This is a genomic window from Labrys sp. LIt4, from assembly GCF_017813775.1.
Classification (GTDB): Bacteria; Pseudomonadota; Alphaproteobacteria; order Rhizobiales; family Labraceae; genus Labrys; species Labrys okinawensis_A.
In genome coordinates this window covers 1-20,010 of the sequence record NZ_JAGIPY010000026.1, presented here as the reverse complement: position 1 = coordinate 20,010, position 20,010 = coordinate 1, and the positions used below count along the sequence as shown (strand labels likewise).

Below are 20,010 nucleotides of genomic sequence, written 5' to 3'. Positions count from 1 at the left end.
GACACCAACTCCCTTTCGGATAGCGGGCGATCCACGCGCCCTGTGTCGTTCAACACATCGAGACGCGGCAGGAACCGCCGGGTGCAGGCCCGGCAGGTCGCGGCTGCTTGCGAGGCACTGGGAAAAGCTGCGATGCAAACCTCTTCCGCCGACGAGGCAGATCACGAGCAGGCGGGTCACCAGGCCGTCGCCGCTACCTCGCCCTCCCAGGACTTCCCGGCGGCGAACGAGCCGCCCCTGCCGGGCGAAAGACCCAGGCGACGTCCCATAATGCCCACCAAGCTGCAGAAGAGCGCGGGGCGCATCCTGCTGATCGTGGTGGGGTTCGTCTGCATCTACATGGCGATCCTGGGCCGGCTGGTGCAGTTCGGCACCGCGCCGGACGAGCAATATGATGCGCGCCGCTCGGCGGCCGATCAGCTGGCGGCGGCTCGCCCCGATATCCTCGACCGCAATGGCCGCATCCTGGCGACCGACGTGCAGGTGCCCTCGCTCTATGCCGAGCCGAAGAAGATCATCGACGTCGACGAGGCGACCGAGCTGCTCACCGCCCAGATGCCGGAATTCGACGCACGCGACCTCAGGGCCAAGCTCGCCTCCGGCAAGGGCTTCATCTGGCTCAAGCGCGAGATCACGCCCGAGCAGCGCAACCGCATCTATGCGCTCGGCCTGCCCGGTATCGGCTTCATCAACGAGAACAAGCGCATCTACCCCAACGGGCCGACGGTGAGCCATGTGCTCGGAGCCGTGAACATCGACAACCAGGGCATCGCCGGCATCGAGCGCTATATCGACAGAAAGCGCGGCCTCTCCGAACTGCAGGCGCTCGGCTATGCCTCCGATCCGCATGACCTCAAGCCGGTGCGTCTTTCGATCGATCTGCGCGCCCAGGCCGTGATGCGCGAGGAACTCGTCGCCGGCATGGAACACTACCAGGCCAAGGCGGCCGCCGGCGCCATCATGGACGTCAACACCGGCGAGATGATCTCGCTGGTGTCGTTGCCCGATTTCGATCCCAACAACCCGGCCGATGCCCTCGATCCCAACCGGATTAACCGCATCAATGTCGGCGTGTTCGAGATGGGCTCGACCTTCAAGGCCCTCACCACGGCCATGGCGATCGAATCGGGCAAGTTCACCACCGCCTCTATGCTCGATGCCCGCACCACGCTCAAATATGGCCGCTTCACCATCCACGACGACCATGCCCGCCGGCGCATGCTGAGCCTGCCGGAGGTGTTCACCTTCTCCTCCAATATCGGCTCGGCCAGAATGGCCCTCGCCCTCGGCGTCGACGCCCACAAGGCCTTTCTCAGGATGATGGGGCAGACCACGCGGCTGATTACCGAGCTGCCCGAGAACGCCATGCCGATCCTGCCCAGGCGCTGGAGCGAGATCAACACCATCACCATCGCCTTCGGCCACGGCATGGCCGTGGCGCCGCTGCAGGCAATGATGGCGGTCGGGGCGATGATGAATGGCGGCCATCTGATCAAGCCGACTTTCCTGGCGCGCAGCGAGAGCGATGCCCTGGCCGGCTCCAAGCTGGTCCTGAAGAAGCACACCTCCGACGTGATGCGCTACATCATGCGCCTCAACGCCACCGACGGTTCCGGCAAGAAGGCCGATGTTCCCGGCCTCGGCATCGGCGCCAAGACCGGCACGGCCGAAAAGGTCATCAATGGGCGCTATTCGAAGTCGCTCAACTTCACCACCTTCATGGCGGTGTTTCCCTTCGACAAGCCGAAATATCTGGTGCTCGTGCTCTATGACGAACCCAAGGGCCTGCCGGAGACCTATGGCTACTCATCCGCCGCCTGGAATGCCGGCGTCACCACCGGCAAGATCCTGGAACGGGTCGGGCCGCTGCTCGGCGTCAAGCCGCGCTTCCAGGAAATTCCAAACCCTGTGCCGCCGCTCTATGCGCCCCGCGGCGAGGACCATCCGATGGAATGGCTCGTCACGCATTGAGGAGGAAAGCAGGCCGCTTTTCCGGCCGGGACCCATCTGCCGCCATCATCGTCATTGCTTCGCTCGCAGTGACGGCGCCTCTCACGGAAAATGCGTGCGGGGCGGGGCGGGGATGGAGACGAACACCTCGGCCAGGTCATCCTCGAAGATGGCCGCCGTCAGCTTGCCGCCATAGCAGGCGCCCGTGTCGAGATTGATGCGGTTGGTGCGGAAATCCGGCTCCTCCACCGCGGTGTGGCCATGCACGATCTTCTTCTCGAAGAGCTGGCCGGAGGGCAGGAACTCGTCACGGATCCAGATCAGGTCGTATTCCTTCTGCTCGGCCAGCGGCACGTCCGGCCGCGCGCCGGCATGTACGAAGAAATAATCGCCGAAAGTGAGACTCAGCGGCCGCGTGCGCATGAATTCGAGATGGTCGGGCAGCATCCTCGCGCGGAACTCCTCCCTCAGACGCTCGACATCCCGCGTCGATTGGGGGTTGGCCCCCTTGATGTCGACGCCATAGCTGCCCACCGTCGCCATGCCGCCCCATTTGAGCCAGACATCGGCATCGGGGTCCCCTGCCAGGAAGGACATCAGCAAGGTTTCGTGGTTGCCCCGGAGCACATGAAGCTCGCAGCCTGGCAGATCCCCCATCAGCCGGGCCACGACGCCACGGGAGTCCGGTCCGCGGTCGACGAGGTCGCCGAGGCTGATGACGATGTGGCGCCGCTCCGGCTTGGCCCGGGCGCGAGCTTGGGCCTTGGCCAGGATCTCTTCCATCAGCGCGAGGTGGCCGTGGACGTCACCGAAGGCAATGATGGTCGTCCCCGCCGGCGCACGCGGCGGGATGGAAAAGGGTACGATGGGATTCTGCATGGCGGCAGCATAGGCAGGCGCACCACGCGTCGCAAGGCTCCTGCTATCCCGCCCGGTAGTCCAGCCCGATATCGAGGACCGGCGCGCTGTGGGTGAGCCAGCCGACGGAGATGAGGTCGACACCCGCGACCGCGATCGCCGGCGCCGTTGCCGCCGTGACCCGGCCGGAGGCCTCGGTCAGCGCTCTTCCGCCCACCATCGCCACCGCTTCGCGCAATTGCGCAGGGCTCATATTGTCGAGCAGCACCGCATCGACGCCGACGGCCAGCGCCTCCTCGAGCTGGGCCAGCGTGTCGACCTCCAGCTCGATCTTCACCATATGGCCCGCCGCCGCCCTGGCCCGCTCCAGTGCCGGGCGGATGCCCCCGGCAATGGCGACATGGTTATCCTTGATCAGGATGGCATCGTCGAGCCCAAAGCGATGATTGCCGCCACCGCCGGCCCGCACCGCATATTTTTCCAGGGCGCGCAGCCCGGGCGTGGTCTTGCGGGTGCACACGACGGTAGCCTTGTGCCCTTTCACCGCCTCCACGACCGAGGCCGTGGCGCTGGCGATGCCGCTGAGATGGCACAGAATATTCAACGCCGTGCGTTCGCCCGTCAGCAGGGCCCGGGCCGAACCGCTGACGGTGGCGATGACGGTCCCCGGCGAGACCCTGGCGCCATCGCCACGTTCCACCGTGATTCCGACATGGGGGTCGAGCAGGCGGAAGGCCGTCGCGGCGATGTCGAGGCCGGCGATCACGCCGTCCTGCCGCGCTGCCAGCACGGTGGTCGCCTTGAGATCGGGAGGCACGATGGCATCGGTGGTGAGATCGCCGGCCCGGCCGAGATCCTCGACCAGAGCGGCGCGGACGATCGGCTCGAACAGGAACGGAGAGAGCGGCAACAACGGCATGTCAGGCACTTTCTGCGAAAGGAAGGGAAGCGAGGGTCTCGCGGGCCAGGGCAAGCGCCTGGCCGAGCGAGAGGAATGATGGTGCCGCCATCGGCAGGCTGGAGGGGAAGTCGGCCCGCCAATGCGCCCCCCGGCTTTCCTGCCGGGCGAGGGCGGAGACGGCCAGCATCAGGCCGACCAGGGCCGGGTTCGAGGCGGGCCGCGTGCCGGCGGCCAGCGGCAGAAGTTCGGCGATCGCCGCTTCCAGCCCGGCACGCACCCTGATCACGCCGAGCGCGCGTGATAGAATCTGACGCGTCGGCGCAGGATCGCTGGCCCGGAGATCGGCGGCAGGCGCGGCAATTGCGGCTCGCCCAAATCGGGAGCTCGTTCCCGGCGCACTCCCTACGCTCTCGGCTACCCAGGCGGCGCAGACCGCGGCCTCGGCCAGTGAATTGCTGGCCAGGCGATTGGCGCCATGCAGCCCGGTGCAGGCCACCTCGCCGCAAGCCCACAGCCCCGGGACGGAACTCCTGCCTTGTCCGTCCACCGCTATGCCGCCCATGTGGTAGTGCTGGGCCGGCCGCACCGGCAGCGGCTGCGATGTGGGATCGAAGCCCGCCTCCCGGCACAGCCGGTCTATCCCCGGAAAGCGGCGCGCGAAGCCCGCGCCGGGCTGCTGGCGGGCGTCGAGATAGACGCGGTGGCCCTCGGCCAAATGCCGCCAGATGCCACGGGCGACCTCGTCGCGCGGGGCGAGTTCGGCGCCCGGCAGGTGGCGAAGGAAGCGTTCGCCGGTCTCGTCGACCAGCACGGCGCCCTCGCCCCGCACGGCTTCGCTGACCAGCCCCATCGGCCGTGCCGCGGTATCGAGCGCCGTCGGATGGAACTGCACGAATTCGAGGTTGGAGAGCATGGCGCCGGCGCGAGCAGCCAGGGCCAGGCCCTGCCCTTGGCTCGCCCGGGGATTTGTGCTGTCGCAGAAGAGGCCACCAATGCCCCCGGTCGCCAGTACCACGCGTGCGGTGGGGATCGTCATCGTCTCGTCCTTCGGGCCGACGCAGACGATGCCGGCAATCGCGCCGTCCTCGACGATGAGGCGCCGCGCCTCGACCCCCTCCAGCACGGTGATCGAGGGTGTGGCCCGCACGGCGGCGGCAAGGGCCCGGACGATCTCCCGTCCAGTGGCATCGCCATCGGCATGCACGATGCGGCGGCGGCCATGGGCGGCTTCGAGGCCGAGCAGGAAAGCCCCATCCGCCGCGTCGAAACGCACGCCGAAGGCAGCGAGCCGGCGCACCGCCCCGGGTGCCGCCGTGACGATGCGGCGGGCCGCCTCGGCCTCGACCAGGCCGGCGCCAGCCTCCACTGTGTCGGCGAGATGCATGGCGGGCGTGTCGTCCGCCGCCAGGCTCGCGGCGAGGCCGCCCTGCGCCCAGGCGGTCGAAGTCTCCGCGCCGAGCGGCGCACGGGAGAGCAGCACCACCGGCTCGGGCGCGAGACAGAGCGCCGTCATCAGTCCGGCGAGGCCGGCCCCGACCACCACCGGACGGTCGCGATAGAGCACGGGATGATCGCTCATAGCGCGAGCATCCTCTCGACGGCCCGGCGCGCGGCGACCGCGACAGCAGGATCGATGGTGACCTCGTGCTGACCGGTCTCCAGCGCCTCACGGATATTGGCGAGCGTGATGCGCTTCATATGCGGGCAGAGATTGCAGGGGCGGATGAAATCGACGCTGGGGTGCTGCACGGCGACGTTGTCGCTCATCGAGCACTCGGTCAGCAGCACCACGCGGGCGGGCTTGTGCTCGGCGACATAGTCGGACATCAGCGCGGTCGAGCCGGAGAAATCGGCTTCCGCCACCACCTCCGGCGGGCATTCGGGATGGGCGAGCACGATCACACCGGGATGGTCTTCCCGGAGCTGGCGCACCTCGGTCGGCGAGAAGCGCTCATGCACCTCGCAATGGCCCTTCCAGGCGATGATCTCGACATCGGTCTCGGCGGCGATGTTGCGGGCGAGATATTCGTCGGGCAGCATGATCACCTTGGGCATGCCGAGCTTCTCGACGATGCGCTTGGCATTGCCGGAGGTGCAGCAGACGTCGGATTCGGCCTTCACCGCCGCCGAGGTGTTGACATAGGTGACGATGGGCACGCCCGGATAGGTCGCCCGCATCAGGCGCACATCCTCGGGCGTGATCGAATCGGCCAGCGAACAGCCGGCACCGAGATCGGGGATCAGCACCGTCTTGTCCGGGTTGAGCAGCTTGGCGGTCTCGGCCATGAAATGCACGCCCGCCAGCACGATGACATCGGCATCGGTATCCACCGCCTTGCGGGCGAGTGCCAGGCTGTCGCCCACCACATCGGCGACGCAGTGGAAGATCTCCGGCGTCTGATAGTTGTGCGCCAGGATGACGGCGTTGCGTTCCTTCTTCAGCGCCAGGATGGCGTCGACATCGTCAGCAAAGACGGGCCATTCCATCGCCGGAATGACGCGTCTGACGCGTTCATAGAGCGGTGCGGTACGAGCGAGGACGGCAGTATCGAGGGACATATTTATACTCCTAATGAGCATATATCCAGCATATGCTTAAATTGAGCATAAGCAATGTCAAGCGAATTATGTTCAGCTAGAGCATAAAGATCTCACAGCGCGATCGAGAGAAGGATCAGCCCAAGCCCAGGCAGAGTGAGAGGCACGATAAGCCTTCTCCCCCTGCGGGAGAAGGGAGACCGCGCCAAAGTTGCGAGCGAGCTGCTACCCCCGCGCCAGCGGCAGCTTGGTGCCGGCTGCCACGCGTTCGGCCAGCACGGCCTGGCGGAAGCGGAACAGCTTGGCCGGACGCCCGATGGTCTCGGCGGCCATGGCGCCGGTCTCTTCGACCAGTTCCTGCTGCTCGATCAGGCGGCGGAAATTCTGCTTGTGCACCAGGCGCCCGGCCAGGGCCTCGACGCTGCGCTGGAGCTGCAGCAGGGTGAAAGTGGCGGGCAGCAATTCGAACACCACCGGGCGATATTTGATCTTGGCCCTGAGCCGGGCGATGCCGGTGGCGAGGATGCGGCGATGGTCGGCGTGCATCGGCCTGCCGGGCACGGGGGGCGTACTGCTCACGGCGGCTTCCGGCACCAGCCCGGCCTCATAAAGCAGTTCGTAGCGCTGCAGCACGAGTTCCTCGTTCCAGGCAAAGCCTTCCAGCCCGAAAGTGATCTGCACACGCTGGGAACGCATCTCGCGCAGGGCTGCGCTGTCGGCCGCCCCGGCCCAGGCTTTCAGCGGCGCGACGATGCCGGCCTGGAAAAAGCTCGGCGGGCCGGCACGATGATCCTCCCAGGGAAAATACTCGTACCAGTCGCGCCAGCCGGTCTCTTCGCCTTGGCCTGCATTTTCCCGGGTCAAGCCAAGATAGGAGATCGAGATCGCCCGCTGCATATCCCCCGCCCCGCGATCCTTGTCGGCGAAGGTATAGAGCTGTTCGACATAACCGAGAGGATGGCCGGTCTGGCCTTCCACCCAGGCGCGCAACCCGGTCTGCAGCGAACGATGGCCGGCCTCGAAGGGCCCCGAGGGCAGGCCCCGGCCGTCCTGCACCGTCATCACCCGCGGCCGCCCCGCGGAGACCGCCACCAGCACGGCGATCAGGTCGGCGGTGACGAGATTGCCGGTCTCTGGCGGCACGATCGGTTTCTCCGGGCTAGGGACAGGAGGGCGTCTGGCTCAAAGCAGTCGCAGTTGCAGCCGCCCGGAGCAAGCAAGCCGCAGCTTTTGATCAAAGGTTTCAACAAGTGAAGTGCTTCAGGCAGCCCAATTCAAAAAATCGTCGCCTCCGTCCCCTCCAGCAGCACGGCGGTCAGGGGGCCGCCGAAACAGGCGCCGGTGTCGAGATTGATGCGGTTGGGCTTGAAGGTCGCGATGTCGACCGGCGTGTGGCCATGCACGATGCGTTTGCCGAAATCGCCGTCCCAGTCGAGGAACTCGTTGCGGATCCACAGGAGGTCCTCCTCGTCCTGGCGGTCGGGGGGACGGCCGGGGCGAACACCGGCATGCACGAAGAAATAATCGCCGCAGGCATAGCTGAGCGGCATCTTCGCCAGGAAGGCGAGATGATGTTCCGGTATTGCGTCGAGAAAGGCGCGGCGCAGGCCATGAAGCGTCGGGCCTTCGGCCAGGGTCCGCTCTAGATCGATGCCGTAGCTCGCCAGCGTGCGCAGGCCACCATTGTGCAGCCAGGCCTCGGCATCCTCGCCGCCGCGGATGAATTCGAGCATCATCGCCTCGTGATTGCCCTTGAGCACCACGAGTTCGCAGCCCGGCAGGCCGGCGGCCAGCCGTTCGACCACCCGGGCCGAATCCGGGCCGCGATCGACGAGATCGCCGACGGAGACAACGATGTGCCGCCGCTCCGGCAAAGCGGCCAGGCGTTCTTCAATCTTTTCGAGCAGGATTTCCAGCTTGTCGTAGCAGCCATGCACGTCGCCGAAGGCGATGACGCTGATGTCGTCGGGGATAGCGGGCAGATGGAATGGCCCCATGATGCGCTCCCTCCATGCAATACAATAAGGGGGTCGTGGGCCGGGCGGCAAGAGGCGGACGAGACGTCCGCGGTCCCAGCCTCGGAGGTTCCCGAGCAAGCCTTGCCAGGTCGCGCGGGAAACGTTGCCCCTGGGACCGCGGACGTCCCGTCCGCTCTCGGAAACACTGCATTCGAAGAGAGGGCGGCCTTCCAGCCGCTCAGAACACCGCGGCCTCGATGCCCTCGAACCGCACCGCCGTCAGCACGCCGGAGGCATAGGCCTTGGTGTCTAGATTGATGCGGTTGCGGTTGAAGTCCGGCTTGCGGACCGGCGTGTGGCCGTGGACGATCTTCTTCTCGAAACGCTGCTTGGAATGCAGGAATTCCTCGCGGATCCAGACGAGGTCGCGGTCGTCCTGCTCATCCAGCGGCACGCCGGGACGCACGCCGGCATGGGCGAAGAAATAGTCGCCGATGCTGTAGGAGGTGGGCAGGCCGCGCAGGAAATCGAGATGGGCCTGCGGTATGGCCGCGAGCATGTCCTGGCGCAGGCGGTCCGGTGTCTTCTCCACCTTGTAGTTCTGCCGGCTGGCGATGCCGTAGCTCTGCAGGAAGGCGTCGGCGCCGAAGAAGCTGCGCCAGGCATCGCCGATCGGCTTGTCGTCGAGAAAGCCCAGCAGGGCATCCTCGTGATTGCCGAGCAGCACGTTGAGTTCGCAGCCTCGCACGCCGTTCATCAGCCGTTCGATCACGCCGGCGGAATCGGGGCCGCGGTCGATGAGGTCGCCGACGCTGACCACGACATGCCGAAGGCCCGGCAGCAGCGAGGCACGCCTCTCGATGCGCACGAGCAGCGGCTCCAGCAGGTCGAGCCTTCCGTGGATGTCGCCGACGGCGATGACGGAGGTCCCGGGCGGCATGCTGGGCGGCTCGGGAAAGCGCTCGATCTTCTTCTTGGCCGTTGGTTTGACGATCGGTTTTGCTATCGGTTTCTTGGGCATGGCGGACTCCCTCGCCCGTGCCGGGAGAGGGTCAGGGAATGAGACCTCCTACTTCCGCGTGCCCGCCCCAAACGTCAACAAGAGCGGGCAATTGTGACGTGGAGAACTCGGGATGGCGCCCGACGGCGGGGCACTTGTAGCCTTCTCCCCTTGCGGGTGTCGTCAACTCAAGAGAGTTGACGACACCCGCAAGGGGAGAAGGAAATCGCGCCATTTTCGCTGAGGATGGGTTCCCTCAGCTTCGCGGCTTCAGGTTCTCGGGGTCGTAGAGCGGCTTGTAGCCGACCCCTGCCACCTCGACCGGGTAGGTCTCGCCGAAATATTCGACTTCGAGCTTGCGGCCTTCCTGAGCATAGGCATGCGGCAGATAGGCGAGCGCGATGTTCTTGCCGATGGTGGGCCCATAGGCGATCGAATAGGTGTAGGAACGCCGGCCGAGTTCGTCGACCAGCGTCTCGCCGGTCGCCGGGTCAATCACCGGCAGGATGCCGACGGGATAGCGGGCGACACCCTTGGCGTCGACATTGTCCGTGATCACCAGCGTGCACAGCATGGCCGGCTGATGCGGGCGGGCGCGATGCTCCAGATGCTTGGCCTTGCCGCAGAAATCGGCCTCCTTGACCTTGGGGCGCTGGAGATCGGTTTCGATCAGGTTGTACTCGGTGTTGAGCTCGGCGTTCTGCAGGCGCAGGCTCTTTTCCATGCGGCGGGAATTGGCGTAGGTCTCCACGCCGACGGCGATCACCCCGGTGGAGCGCAGCGCGTCCCAGACCGCGAGGCCATCCTCGTAGCGCATATGCAGCTCCCAGCCCTGCTCGCCGACATAGGAGATGCGGAAGGCGGAAACGTCCTTGCCGCCGATGCGGATCGGCTTGATGGCGGCGAAGGGGAAGTTCTCCGGATCGAGTCCGGCCGGGTCTTCCACCACCTTCTTCAGATTGACGCGGGCATTCGGGCCCCAAATGCCGATGGTGACGTATTTCTCAGATGTATCGGTGATGGTGACGTCGAAGCCCTTGTCCTGGGCGACGCGGCGCAGATAGTTGAGGTCGCGCGGGCCGGCATCGGCACCGTCGACCACGCGGCAGCGGTCGGCCATGCGGAACACGGTGAGGTCGGCCCGCACCATGCCGTCCTCGTCGAGGAAGTGGGTGTAGATGCCCTTGCCGACATTGGCGTCACCGCCGATCTTGGCGGCGCAGACCCACTCCATCAGCGCGACATGGTCGGGGCCTTCGACATCGATCATGGCGAAGTGCGAGAGGTTGATGATGCCGCAATCCTCGCTCATGGCGAGCTGTTCGGCATTGGAGACGCGCCAGAAATGGCGGTTGTCCCATTCGTTCTCGCGCACCGGCACGCGGTTGCCGTATTTCTCGAGGAGATGCTCGTTGGCGGCATAACCATGGGCGCGCTCCCAGCCGCCGAGCTCCATGAAATAGCCGCCGAGCTCCTTCTCGCGCTCATAGAAGGGCGAGCGCCGGATGTTGCGGCCGGTGTCGTAGGGCTCGCGCGGATGCACGGCCGGATTGTAGATCTTGCGGGCCGCCTCGCCGCAACGCCCCTCGATGAAGTCTTCCTTCAGCATGTGCGGGGAGAAGCGGGCATAGTCGATCTTGTTGTGGTCGATCGGCGTGCGGCCGTCAGTCATCCAGTCGGCGATCAGCTTGCCCATGCCGGGGCCGTCCTTGACCCAGATGGCCACGGCATACCACAGGCCGCGCACCTTCTGGCTTTCGCCCATGGAGGGGCCGCCATCGGTGGTGACCTGCAGGAGGCCGTTGAAGGAGTGGCCTTCGTTGAAGCCGAGTTCACCGAGGATCGGCGTCAACTCCATGGCGCGTTCGAGCGGCGCCATGATCTGCTCCATGTCGAGGTCGCGCTGCGAGGGCGAGAGGCGCGCCTCGTGCTTTTCGAGAAGGTCGCGCGGATGGCACAGGCGCGGATTGGTCTCTTCGTAATAGCCCCATTCGATCTGGCCGCCTTCCGCGGTGGTCGGATCGCCGGTGTCGCGCATATAGGCCGAGTTGCCCTGGTCGCGCAGCAGCGGCCAGCCGATTTCCTTACCGGTGCCGGCGAATTCGTTATAGGGGCCGAAAAAGGTGAGCGGGTGGTCGACCGGCATGACCGGCAGGTCTTCGCCGGCCATCTCGGCGATCAGGCGGCCCCACAGGCCGGCGCAGACCACGACATGATCGGCCTCGATGGTGCCGCGGCTGGTGACCACGCCCTTGATGCGGCCATTCTCGATGACGAGCGAAGTGGCAGGCGTGTTGGCGAAGGCCTGGAGCTTGCCGGCGGCTTCGGCCTGGTCGACGAGCTTGCCCGCCACCGTCTGCGAGCGCGGAATGACGAGGCCGGCGTCGGGGTCCCACAGGCCGCCCTGCACCAGATGCTCCTCGATCAGCGGGAACTTCTCCTTGATCTCGGCCGGCTCGATCAAGCGGGCGCGGGTGCCGAAGGCCTTGCCGGAAGCGACCTTGCGCTTGATCTCGTCCATGCGGGCGTCGTCGCCCACGCGCGCCACTTCGAGGCCGCCGACGCGGGCGTAATGGCCCATCTTCTCGTAGAAATCGATAGAATAGAGCGTGGTCCAGCAGGACAGGAAGTCGTGGCTGGTGGCATAGCAGAAGTCGGAAGCATGAGCGGTGGAGCCGATATCGGTCGGGATGCCCGACTTGTCGATGCCGACGATGTCGTCCCAGCCCCGCTCGATCAAATGATGGGCGATCGACGCGCCGACGATCCCGCCCAACCCGACGATGACGACCTTCGCCTTTTTTGGAAACACTGCCATTTGCCTGCGACTCCGGATGCGTTGCGGGGGACCTTAGCGCCTAAGCCGCCACGGTTGCTGCCTCAGTGCGACCTTCTCGCAAGGCCGCGCGACCATCACCGCAGGAAGCGGCACCGATGCCATCCCGTTGCCGACTAGCTCTATAGAAGACACGCCGGAACGATGTCGCATATGGGCCGGGACATGGCCAGAAAACGACGTCGCGAGAAATCCGTGTTGCCGACGCTGATCGCAAGCCAAGCCATTCCCTTCTCCCCTTGCGGGTGTCGTCAACTCCCTTGAGTTGACTAGAGGTGCCGGCAGGCGGATGAGGGGTCTTACAGCCAATCCAGGTCGTGCTTGCGAATGAGCATCAGAAAAGTCAGTCGCGAGACCCCTCATCCGCCCCTTTGGGGCACCTTCTCCCACAATGGGAGAAGGAAGAACCCTGTCCTGTGCGCGCCGTCACGGCGGTATCCCGCTGCCCGTGGCTTTGTCGGGCACCCACGGCATTGGACCCCATCATGAATCGATCCCTTCGTCCGCCGCTGCTCGCCGTCTGCCTCGCCTGCTTCCTGCCGGGCACCGCCTCCGCCATGGAATTGTGCCATCTGCGCAAGACACCGGATGGCTTCGTCGCCCTGCGGGCCGGCCCGGGCCCGCAGCATCGCCTGATCGCCCGCATGAAGCCCGAGGACGAAGTGCAATATGGCCAGGGGCGGCAGGGCAAATGGGTCGAAGTCACCTGGTGGCGCGGCGATTCGCGCCTGCAACAGGACGGCTTCAGCAAGGGCATCCAAGGCTGGGCCTTCTCGCCGCTGATCGCCAAGGACTGCGGCTGAGCGTCAAAAAAGCGCGACACCATTATGCCTGAGGTGTCGCACTGTTTGGGCCCAAAGCGGCTTGCAATTCAATGACTTCGCCAGGAATCGCAAAGACCCGCCGAAACAAAGAGTTAGAGCAAATAAGCGTTCACGTTTGAACGCGTTTTGCTCTAAGGGTGAACTGTTTCGGCCCACCTCACCTGCGGTTATCAGCGATGCATCAGCCCCTCCCCGCCACCAACAGCATGAATGGCGCCGAAAGCCTGGTGCGCACGCTGGTCGATAGCGGCGTCGAGGTCTGCTTTGCCAATCCCGGCACTTCGGAAATGCATTTCGTCGATGCGCTCGACCGCATCGAGGGCATGCGGCCGGTGCTCGGCCTGTTCGAGGGCGTGGTCACCGGCGCGGCGGATGGCTATGCCCGGATGACCGGCAAGCCGGCCGCAACATTGCTGCATCTCGGCCCGGGCCTCGCCAATGGCCTCGCCAATCTCCACAATGCCCGCAAGGTGCCGGTGCCGATGGTCAACATCATCGGCGACCATGCTTCGGCGCATCATGGTTTCGACGCACCACTGACCTCGGATGTCGCCGCTTTCGCCCGCCCGGTCTCGCATTGGGTGCATTCCTCGCCCAACGCCCGCAGCGTCGCCGCCGATGCCGCCCGCGCCGTGCAGGCCGCCCGCAACGCGCCCGGCCAGATCGCCAGCCTGATCCTGCCGGCCGACACCGCCTGGCTCGCCGCCGACAGGCCGGCCGCGCCGCTGCCCGTCCTCGGTCCTGCGTCCGTCTCCGACAGCGCCGTGGCGCAGTCGGTGGCAGCCCTCAGGGCCGGCGGCCCAGTCGCCTTCCTGCTGCGCGGCGAGGCCCTGCGCGGTCGCGCGCTCGCGGCAGCCGGCCGCATCGCGGCCAAGACCGGGGCACGGCTGATCTGCGACACCTTCGTGCCCCGGGTCGAGCGCGGCGCCGGGCGCATTCGCGTGGAAAGGCTGCCCTACCGCCCCGGACCGGCGATCGAGTTCCTGGAGGGCACGCAGACCCTGATCCTGGTCGGGGCGCAGGCACCGATCGCCTTCTTCGCCTATCCCGGGCAGCCGAGCGAGTTGACGCCGCCCGGTTGCCGGCCGCTCGTCCTCGCCTTTCCGCATGAGGATGGCACCGGCGCCCTCGAGGCCCTGGCCGAGGCGATCGGTGCAAGCGCACCCGGCAGGGCCTCCCCGCACGAACCGCCCGCCCTTCCCGCCGACGGTCCCGTCACGGCGGAGGGCATCATGCGCATCGCCGGCCATTTCCTGCCGGAGAACGCCATCATTTCCGACGAGACGATCTCCTCGGGCTTTCCCTTCTACCCGCTGAACGAGACGGCCGCGCCGCATGACAGCCTGCAGCTTTCGGGCGGAGCGATCGGCGACGGCATGCCGGTGGCCACCGGCGCCGCCATCGCCTGCCCCGATCGCAAAGTGGTGTCGCTGCAGGCCGACGGCAGCGCCATGTACACGCTGCAGTCCCTGTGGACGCAGGCGCGCGAAAAGCTCGACGTCACCACGCTGATCTATGCCAACCGGGCCTACAAGGTGCTGATGGACGAGGTCGCGGGGGTCGGCCTCGGCAGCGTCGGCCCGCGCGGCCAGTCGATGTTCGATATCGGCAATCCCGATCTCGATTGGGTGAAGCTTGCGGAGGGGATGGGCGTGGAGGCTGTCAGGGCGGAAAGCCATGCCGCCCTGGCGGATGCTTTCAAGGCCGCGATGGGCCAGCGGGGCCCGAGACTGATCGAGGCGGTGCTGTAAGCAGGATTGGGTATGCCCCGCTACACTCGCCCGCTCAGATGCCGCACCTTGCGCAGTTCGGGGAACCAGTACCACCACAGGCCGGCCACGGCGATGGTGGCGATGCCCCCGAAGATCACGGCCGGCACCGCGCCGATCAGCCCGGCGGAGATGCCGGCACGGAACTCGCCGAGCTCGTTGGATGCGCCGACGAAGACCTGGTTGACCGCGTTCACCCGGCCGCGCACCGCATCCGGGGTCCAGAGCTGGATCAGAGTCTCGCGCACATAGACGCTCACCATGTCGAGCCCGCCGAAGAGCGCAAGCGCCAGGATGGAGAGCCAGACCGCCGTCGAAGCACCGAACAGAGCTATGCAGGCACCGACCAGCGCCACGCAGGCGAACATCACCGCGCCGGCATGGTCCTTGATCGGGTGGCGCAGCAGGATCGCCGCCACCACGATGGCGCCGATGCCGGGCGCGGCCCGGAGCATGCCGAGCCCCCAGGGGCCGACATCGAGAATGTCGCGGGCGTAGACCGGCAGCAGAGCCGTGGCGCCGCCGAGCAGCATGGCAAAGAGATCGAGCGAGATGGCGCCGAGCACGATCTTCTCGTGCCAGATGTAGCGAAAGCCGGCCACGAGCGTCTCGAAGCTCGGCTTTTCCTTGGCCGTTTTCAATTGCGGCGGCGGTGCGATGGTTATGGTGAGAAAGGTGGCGAAGCCGAGCAGCACCAGCGCCGTGCTATAGGCCGTGTTGGCCGACAAGCCATAGAGCAGGCCACCGGCGACCGGGCCGATCACCGTGGCGATCTGCCAGGACGAGGTGCTCCAGGCGATGGCACTGGCGAGATCCTCGGCCGGCACCAGATTGGGCATCAGCGATTGCTGGGCCGGGCCGAAGAAGGCCCTGAGCGTGCCGAACGCCACCAAGGTGATGAAGATCGGCACGGCCGTCTGGCTTCCCCACAGGCCGAACAGCATCAAAGCAAGGGCACACAGCGCCTCGCCCGCAAGGCAGAGCGCCATGATGCGGACGCGGTTGAAACGGTCCGCCACCGCGCCGGTGACCAGCACCAGAAGGAAGGCCGGCAGGAACTGCACCAGGCCGACGATGCCGAGATCGAAGGGATCGCGCGTGAGGTCATAGACCTGCCAGCCGACGGAAACCCCGATGATCTGGGCCGAGAAGCTGCCGAGGAAGCGCGCCAGCCAATAGCGCGCGAAACCGCCGTGACGGAAGGCGCCTGCGCGCGAAAGAGAGAGATCTGGCATATCCGGAACCGCAGGAAGAAGGGTCTTCTTGTAGGAAGACAGCGGATTCGGGGCAAGATCCCCTAGGCAAAGTCTGGAACAATGTCCGTTCTTGGCGAAACACCTGTTGTTGCAGCTCGCGGTTCGCGATGTGTCATTGCGAGCGAAGCGAAGCAATCCAGGAGACGCAAGCATCGAGCCTTATGATGTCTAGATTGCTTCGCTTCGCTCGCAATGACGACACAGTGCCGGCCGGGAGCTCGGCCTCGCTGCCTTGTTCAGGCAGCGGCCGCCTTGGCCGATTTTACCTTCGCCGGATCGACCCAGCCGCCGAAACCGACTGCGATCCGGTTCCAGCCATTGATGACATTGATCAGCAAAGTGAGCTTGACCCGCTCCTCCTCGCTGAAATGCGCCTTCAAGGCCTCGTAGGCCGCTTCATGCGTGTGCCCTTCGCTAAGCCGCGTCAGGGCCTCGGTCCAGCCGAGCGCAGCCCGCTCGCGATCACTGTAACAAGGCGCGTCGCGCCAGGCCGGAAGCAGATAGATACGCTGCTCGTTTTCGCCGTTTTCGCGGGCGAACACCGTGTGCATGTTGAGGCAATTGGCGCAGCCATTGATCTGGGAGGCGCGGATCTCGACGAGTTCGCACAGGCCCGGATCGATATTGGCGGCGATAACGAAGGAAAGGCGCTGCCACTCCTTCATCAGGGCAGGAGCGGCGGCAAGAGGATTGAGCTTGGCGGTCATTGGTCGGTCTCCTCGGTTGATACCGAGGGCATGACGAGCCAGGATCCGGGTTTGTGACATTCAGCTCCGTTTTATCGGCGCCGTGGACCGACAGCCATCAGGCGACCACCCCACCCGCCTCGCCTAGAGCAAAGCGCGTTCAAGCGTGAACGCTAATTTGCTCTAACTCATTGTTCTGACGCGTCTTTGCGATTCTTGGTGACTCCGTCTAATCGCAAAACGCTATAGCCTTTCCCGCAGAAATCGGCGTGTCAGTTTCATGCCCGTCGGCGAAATGGTGTGGCCGACGCCGCGCACTATATGGCTTTCCACCGTCATGGCGGCCTCCTGCAGCATGGCGCGGGCCCGCCGGGTTTCCTCGGACGGCACCGCTTCGTCGGCGCTGCCATGCACCAGCAGCACCGGCGTCGCCAGGGCGGGCGTGAACGGCTCGGGGGCGACGAAGCGGCCTGAGAGCAGGACCAGGGCCCCCACGGGCCAGCGTCCGCGGGCCACGGCATCGAAGGCCAGGGTCGCCCCCTGCGAGAAGCCGACCAGAGCGACCCGGTCCAGCCGGTCCGCCAGTCCGTGTGCGTCAACGAGGGAGCGGATCAACGCATCGAAGGCCGGCCTCGCGGCGGCGATACGCGCCAGCCGGTTTTCCGGCGTGACGCCTTCCAGGCTGTACCATTGCCGGCCCGGTCCCCGCTCATAGGCAAAGGGCGCATCCGGCGCGATCACGGCGGCATGAGGCAGGGAGCGCCGCAGCACACCCGCCAGCGGATCGAGATCATAACCGAAGGCGGCAACACCGTGCAGCAGAATGACCAGGCCGTGAGTTACCGGATCAGTCACGGCGCACCCGGCAATCTCAGCGGCTCCCGCCCGCCCTGCTGCGCAGCGCCATGCCGGTCATCAGCAAGGCGAAGCCATAGAACAGGAGCTCGACGCCGAGCAGAATGCCGAGCAGCGAGGAGGCCGATTGCTGGAAGTCCGAGAAGATCAGCACCGCCAGCAGAATGGAAATCAGGCCCGAGAGCAGCAACCAGGTCCAATTGGCGGAGGAGCGGATATTGAAGGCCACGATCACCTTGGCAAGGCCGTAGACCAGGAACATCGCCCCCAGCAAAGCCGTCAGCGAGACCACGCCGGCCAGGGGATTGAGCAGCAGGGAGGCTCCGAGCAGCAGCGCCAGAATGCCCATGAGCGCCGTCATCAGGAAGCCGCCCCACGCCCGGATCACCGTGGCATGCACCAATTGACCCACGCCGAGCACGATGAAGGCCCAGGCGGCCCAGACCACCACCACCAGCGAGGCGAAGCCGGGATGGATCAGCGCCAGAATGCCGCCGATCACCGCGATCACGCCGAGAATGACGAACCAGGGCCAGGACCGCTGCAGAACTTCCATCGTCGTCTCCCGTTCCACCGTTCAAGAACGGAAGGCAACATAGCATTGCCGCCGCTGGATTCGAGCGTTCGACGGCAATATGGTTTCGACGGCCCTTCGGCCTGTCCCGGCCGGTCGCCGGCCCTCCGGCAGCCGCCTGCAATATCCTGCCTCCGCCGCACACGTCGCTTTCCGGCAATTCGGCGGCGCGCTTAAGCCGCAGGCGGGCGACGCATTCCCCTATTCAAGTCTGAGGTCCAGAATTCTCGGGAGAACGCCATGACGGACGCAGCCGACAACGCCACGCATACCGAAGCTCCGTCCGCCTCGCGCCGCGGGCGTGATGCCCGCCGGGCCGCCCGCGTGCAGCGCGGCGGCACCTCGGTGCCCTATATCAGCCGCAACATCCCCCTCACGGAGGTGCTCTCCGAAGAGGCGATGCAGATCATCGAGCACAATGCCGAAACGCTGCTGGAGGAAGTCGGCATCGAGTTTCGCGAATATCCGCGCGCTCTCGAACTGCTCAAGGCGGCCGGCTGCGACATCAAGGGCGAGCGCGTGCGCTTCCCGCGCGGCCTTGCCCGCAAGCTGATCCAGACCGCCCCCTCGCAATACACCCAGCATGCCCGCAATCCCGAGCGCAATGTCGTCATCGGCGGCAACAACACGGTGTTCGCGCCCAATTACGGCTCGCCCTTCGTGCACGACCTCGACAAGGGCCGGCGCTACGGCACCATCGAGGACTTCCGCAATTTCGTGAAGCTGGCCTATGCCAATCCTTATGTGCACCATTCGGGCGGCACGGTGTGCGAGCCGGTCGACCTGCCGGTGAACAAGCGCCATCTCGAGATGATCTATGCGCATATGCGCCTCTCGGACAAGCCGTTCATGGGCTCGGTCACGGCCCCCGAACGCGCCCAGGACACGGTCGACATGGCCAAGATCCTGTTCGGTGAGGAGTTCATCCAGCAGAACACGGTGTGCACCAGCCTGATCAACGCCAATTCGCCGATGGTGTGGGACAACACCATGCTGGGGGCGGCCGACGTCTACGCCCAGAACAACCAGGCCTGCATCATCACGCCCTTCATCCTCTCCGGCGCCATGAGCCCGGTGACGGTGGCCGGAACGCTCACGCAGGTGCTGGCCGAGGTGCTGGCCGGCGTCTCCTTCCTGCAGTTAGTGCGTCCCGGCGCGCCCGCCATCTTCGGCACCTTCGTCTCCACGCTCTCGATGCAGTCGGGCGCGCCGACCTTCGGCACGCCGGAGGCCGCGCTCGCCATCTACGGCGCGGGCCAGCTCGCCCGCCGCATGAAGCTGCCCTTCCGCTCCGGCGGCTCGCTCTGCGCCTCCAAGATCCCGGACGCCCAGGCCGCCTATGAGAGCGCCAACACGCTGATCCCGGCGATGTTCGGCGGCGTGAACTTCATGCTGCATTCGGCCGGCTGGCTCGAAGGCGGTCTCTCCGCCTCCTACGAGAAGTTCGTGATGGATTTCGACCAGCTCGGCGCCATGCATGTGCTGGCCAAGGGCGTCGACATGTCCGAGAACGGCCAGGCCATGGACGCCTTCCGCCAGGTCGAGCCGGGCGGCCACTTCCTCGGCTGCGCCCACACCCAGGCCAATTTCGAGACCGCCTTCTACCGCTCCACCATCTCCGACAACAATTCGGTGGAGCAGTGGGAAGCCGAGGGCAAGCAGGACGCCGCCCAGCGCGCCAACAAGATCTGGAAGAAGACGCTGGCCGATTACGAGGCGCCCGCCATCGACCCCGGCAAGGACGAGGCCCTGCGCGATTTCATCGAACGCAAGAAGGCCTCGATGCCGGACGCGAATTACTGAAGTGCCTGCCCATCCCTGTCCCGGCCAGGAGAGGGATGGGCGCGCCGATCCGGCTTCGCCTCCTAGAGCGTTTTCCAGAACAGTTGATAGACTTTTCGATTAAGAAAACGCGTCAAAACAAGGAATTAGTCTCCCGTGAAGTAGTCGCGTTCAAGGGGCTTTGCCGTTGGCGGTGCGCGATCGCGAGCCGACGAGCGCGGCC

The 20,010-nt window shown here is 65.8% G+C and carries 16 protein-coding genes; 4 read left to right on the top strand and 12 right to left on the bottom strand.

Annotation, left to right across the window (positions count from 1 at the left end):
• Positions 1–270: 270 nt before the first annotated feature.
• A complete protein-coding gene (locus J8I29_RS28265; protein ID WP_105864231.1) occupies positions 271–1,971 on the top strand; it encodes a penicillin-binding protein 2 in 1,701 nt (566 codons plus the stop codon).
• Positions 1,972–2,052: 81 nt separating this feature from the next.
• On the opposite strand, the gene J8I29_RS28260 is transcribed toward J8I29_RS28265, so the two are convergent.
• From J8I29_RS28260 to J8I29_RS28225, 8 genes are all read right to left on the bottom strand, one after another.
• On the bottom strand, positions 2,053–2,829 hold the full coding sequence (locus J8I29_RS28260) for a metallophosphoesterase family protein (RefSeq protein WP_209434210.1): 777 nt from the start codon (positions 2,827–2,829) through the stop codon (positions 2,053–2,055).
• Between the two features lie 43 nt (positions 2,830–2,872).
• Positions 2,873–3,727, bottom strand: a complete 855-nt coding sequence (gene nadC, locus J8I29_RS28255) for a carboxylating nicotinate-nucleotide diphosphorylase (protein WP_209434209.1) — start codon at positions 3,725–3,727, stop codon at positions 2,873–2,875.
• 1 nt (position 3,728) lies between these two features.
• Positions 3,729–5,288: an L-aspartate oxidase gene (locus J8I29_RS28250; RefSeq protein WP_209434208.1), complete on the bottom strand. Its 1,560-nt coding sequence runs from the start codon at positions 5,286–5,288 to the stop codon at positions 3,729–3,731.
• The gene (gene nadA, locus J8I29_RS28245) at positions 5,285–6,268 is read right to left on the bottom strand and encodes a quinolinate synthase NadA (protein WP_209434207.1); all 984 of its coding nucleotides are present in this window, start codon (positions 6,266–6,268) and stop codon (positions 5,285–5,287) included. Before nadA ends, J8I29_RS28250 begins: the two co-directional genes overlap by 4 nt.
• Before the next feature lie 204 nt (positions 6,269–6,472).
• Complete coding sequence (locus J8I29_RS28240) at positions 6,473–7,390, bottom strand: hypothetical protein (protein WP_348536192.1); 918 nt, start codon at positions 7,388–7,390, stop codon at positions 6,473–6,475.
• Positions 7,391–7,521: 131 nt separating this feature from the next.
• On the bottom strand, positions 7,522–8,244 hold the full coding sequence (locus J8I29_RS28235) for a metallophosphoesterase (RefSeq protein ID WP_209434206.1): 723 nt from the start codon (positions 8,242–8,244) through the stop codon (positions 7,522–7,524).
• A 199-nt stretch (positions 8,245–8,443) separates the two neighbouring features.
• Complete coding sequence (locus J8I29_RS28230; protein WP_209434205.1) at positions 8,444–9,226, bottom strand: metallophosphoesterase family protein; 783 nt, start codon at positions 9,224–9,226, stop codon at positions 8,444–8,446.
• A gap of 235 nt (positions 9,227–9,461) precedes the next feature.
• Positions 9,462–12,023, bottom strand: coding sequence for an FAD-dependent oxidoreductase (locus J8I29_RS28225; protein WP_209434204.1), 2,562 nt, complete (start codon positions 12,021–12,023; stop codon positions 9,462–9,464).
• Positions 12,024–12,526: 503 nt separating this feature from the next.
• On the opposite strand from J8I29_RS28225, the gene J8I29_RS28220 reads away from it, so the two are divergent.
• Both J8I29_RS28220 and J8I29_RS28215 read left to right on the top strand, forming a co-directional pair.
• Positions 12,527–12,844: an SH3 domain-containing protein gene (locus J8I29_RS28220; protein WP_105864155.1), complete on the top strand. Its 318-nt coding sequence runs from the start codon at positions 12,527–12,529 to the stop codon at positions 12,842–12,844.
• A gap of 197 nt (positions 12,845–13,041) precedes the next feature.
• Entirely contained in the window at positions 13,042–14,616 is a 1,575-nt protein-coding gene (locus J8I29_RS28215; RefSeq protein ID WP_245197454.1) for an acetolactate synthase large subunit, read from the top strand.
• Between the two features lie 20 nt (positions 14,617–14,636).
• Here the strand turns inward: J8I29_RS28215 and J8I29_RS28210 are convergent, their stop codons facing one another.
• The 4 genes from J8I29_RS28210 to J8I29_RS28195 form a co-directional block, all read right to left on the bottom strand.
• The gene (locus tag J8I29_RS28210; RefSeq protein ID WP_209434203.1) at positions 14,637–15,869 is read right to left on the bottom strand and encodes an MFS transporter; all 1,233 of its coding nucleotides are present in this window, start codon (positions 15,867–15,869) and stop codon (positions 14,637–14,639) included.
• A 257-nt stretch (positions 15,870–16,126) separates the two neighbouring features.
• Entirely contained in the window at positions 16,127–16,597 is a 471-nt protein-coding gene (locus J8I29_RS28205) for a carboxymuconolactone decarboxylase family protein (protein ID WP_209434202.1), read from the bottom strand.
• A 222-nt stretch (positions 16,598–16,819) separates the two neighbouring features.
• Entirely contained in the window at positions 16,820–17,431 is a 612-nt protein-coding gene (locus J8I29_RS28200; RefSeq protein WP_209434201.1) for a dienelactone hydrolase family protein, read from the bottom strand.
• Positions 17,432–17,447: 16 nt separating this feature from the next.
• Positions 17,448–17,987 carry a DUF308 domain-containing protein gene (locus tag J8I29_RS28195; protein ID WP_209434200.1) on the bottom strand — a complete coding sequence of 180 codons (540 nt, stop codon included), beginning with the start codon at positions 17,985–17,987 and terminating at the stop codon, positions 17,448–17,450.
• Positions 17,988–18,245: 258 nt separating this feature from the next.
• Here J8I29_RS28195 and J8I29_RS28190 point away from each other — a divergent pair, with 258 nt between their 5' ends.
• On the top strand, positions 18,246–19,808 hold the full coding sequence (locus J8I29_RS28190; protein WP_209434199.1) for a trimethylamine methyltransferase family protein: 1,563 nt from the start codon (positions 18,246–18,248) through the stop codon (positions 19,806–19,808).
• The last annotated feature ends 202 nt before the right edge of the window (positions 19,809–20,010 follow it).

What these genes read in the sequence shown, in the direction of transcription:
- nadA (WP_209434207.1), bottom strand. Translation starts at nt 6,268, where the DNA reads ATGTCCCTCGATACTGCCGTCCTCGCTCGTACCGCACCGCTCTATGAA.
- J8I29_RS28235 (WP_209434206.1), bottom strand. Translation starts at nt 8,244, where the DNA reads ATGGGGCCATTCCATCTGCCCGCTATCCCCGACGACATCAGCGTCATC.
- nadC (WP_209434209.1), bottom strand. Translation starts at nt 3,727, where the DNA reads ATGCCGTTGTTGCCGCTCTCTCCGTTCCTGTTCGAGCCGATCGTCCGC.
- J8I29_RS28260 (WP_209434210.1), bottom strand. Translation starts at nt 2,829, where the DNA reads ATGCAGAATCCCATCGTACCCTTTTCCATCCCGCCGCGTGCGCCGGCG.
- J8I29_RS28205 (WP_209434202.1), bottom strand. Translation starts at nt 16,597, where the DNA reads ATGACCGCCAAGCTCAATCCTCTTGCCGCCGCTCCTGCCCTGATGAAG.
- J8I29_RS28210 (WP_209434203.1), bottom strand. Translation starts at nt 15,869, where the DNA reads ATGCCAGATCTCTCTCTTTCGCGCGCAGGCGCCTTCCGTCACGGCGGT.
- J8I29_RS28230 (WP_209434205.1), bottom strand. Translation starts at nt 9,226, where the DNA reads ATGCCCAAGAAACCGATAGCAAAACCGATCGTCAAACCAACGGCCAAG.
- J8I29_RS28220 (WP_105864155.1), top strand. Translation starts at nt 12,527, where the DNA reads ATGAATCGATCCCTTCGTCCGCCGCTGCTCGCCGTCTGCCTCGCCTGC.
- J8I29_RS28265 (WP_105864231.1), top strand. Translation starts at nt 271, where the DNA reads ATGCCCACCAAGCTGCAGAAGAGCGCGGGGCGCATCCTGCTGATCGTG.
- J8I29_RS28190 (WP_209434199.1), top strand. Translation starts at nt 18,246, where the DNA reads ATGACGGACGCAGCCGACAACGCCACGCATACCGAAGCTCCGTCCGCC.
- J8I29_RS28215 (WP_245197454.1), top strand. Translation starts at nt 13,042, where the DNA reads ATGCATCAGCCCCTCCCCGCCACCAACAGCATGAATGGCGCCGAAAGC.
- J8I29_RS28225 (WP_209434204.1), bottom strand. Translation starts at nt 12,023, where the DNA reads ATGGCAGTGTTTCCAAAAAAGGCGAAGGTCGTCATCGTCGGGTTGGGC.
- J8I29_RS28195 (WP_209434200.1), bottom strand. Translation starts at nt 17,987, where the DNA reads ATGGAAGTTCTGCAGCGGTCCTGGCCCTGGTTCGTCATTCTCGGCGTG.
- J8I29_RS28250 (WP_209434208.1), bottom strand. Translation starts at nt 5,288, where the DNA reads ATGAGCGATCATCCCGTGCTCTATCGCGACCGTCCGGTGGTGGTCGGG.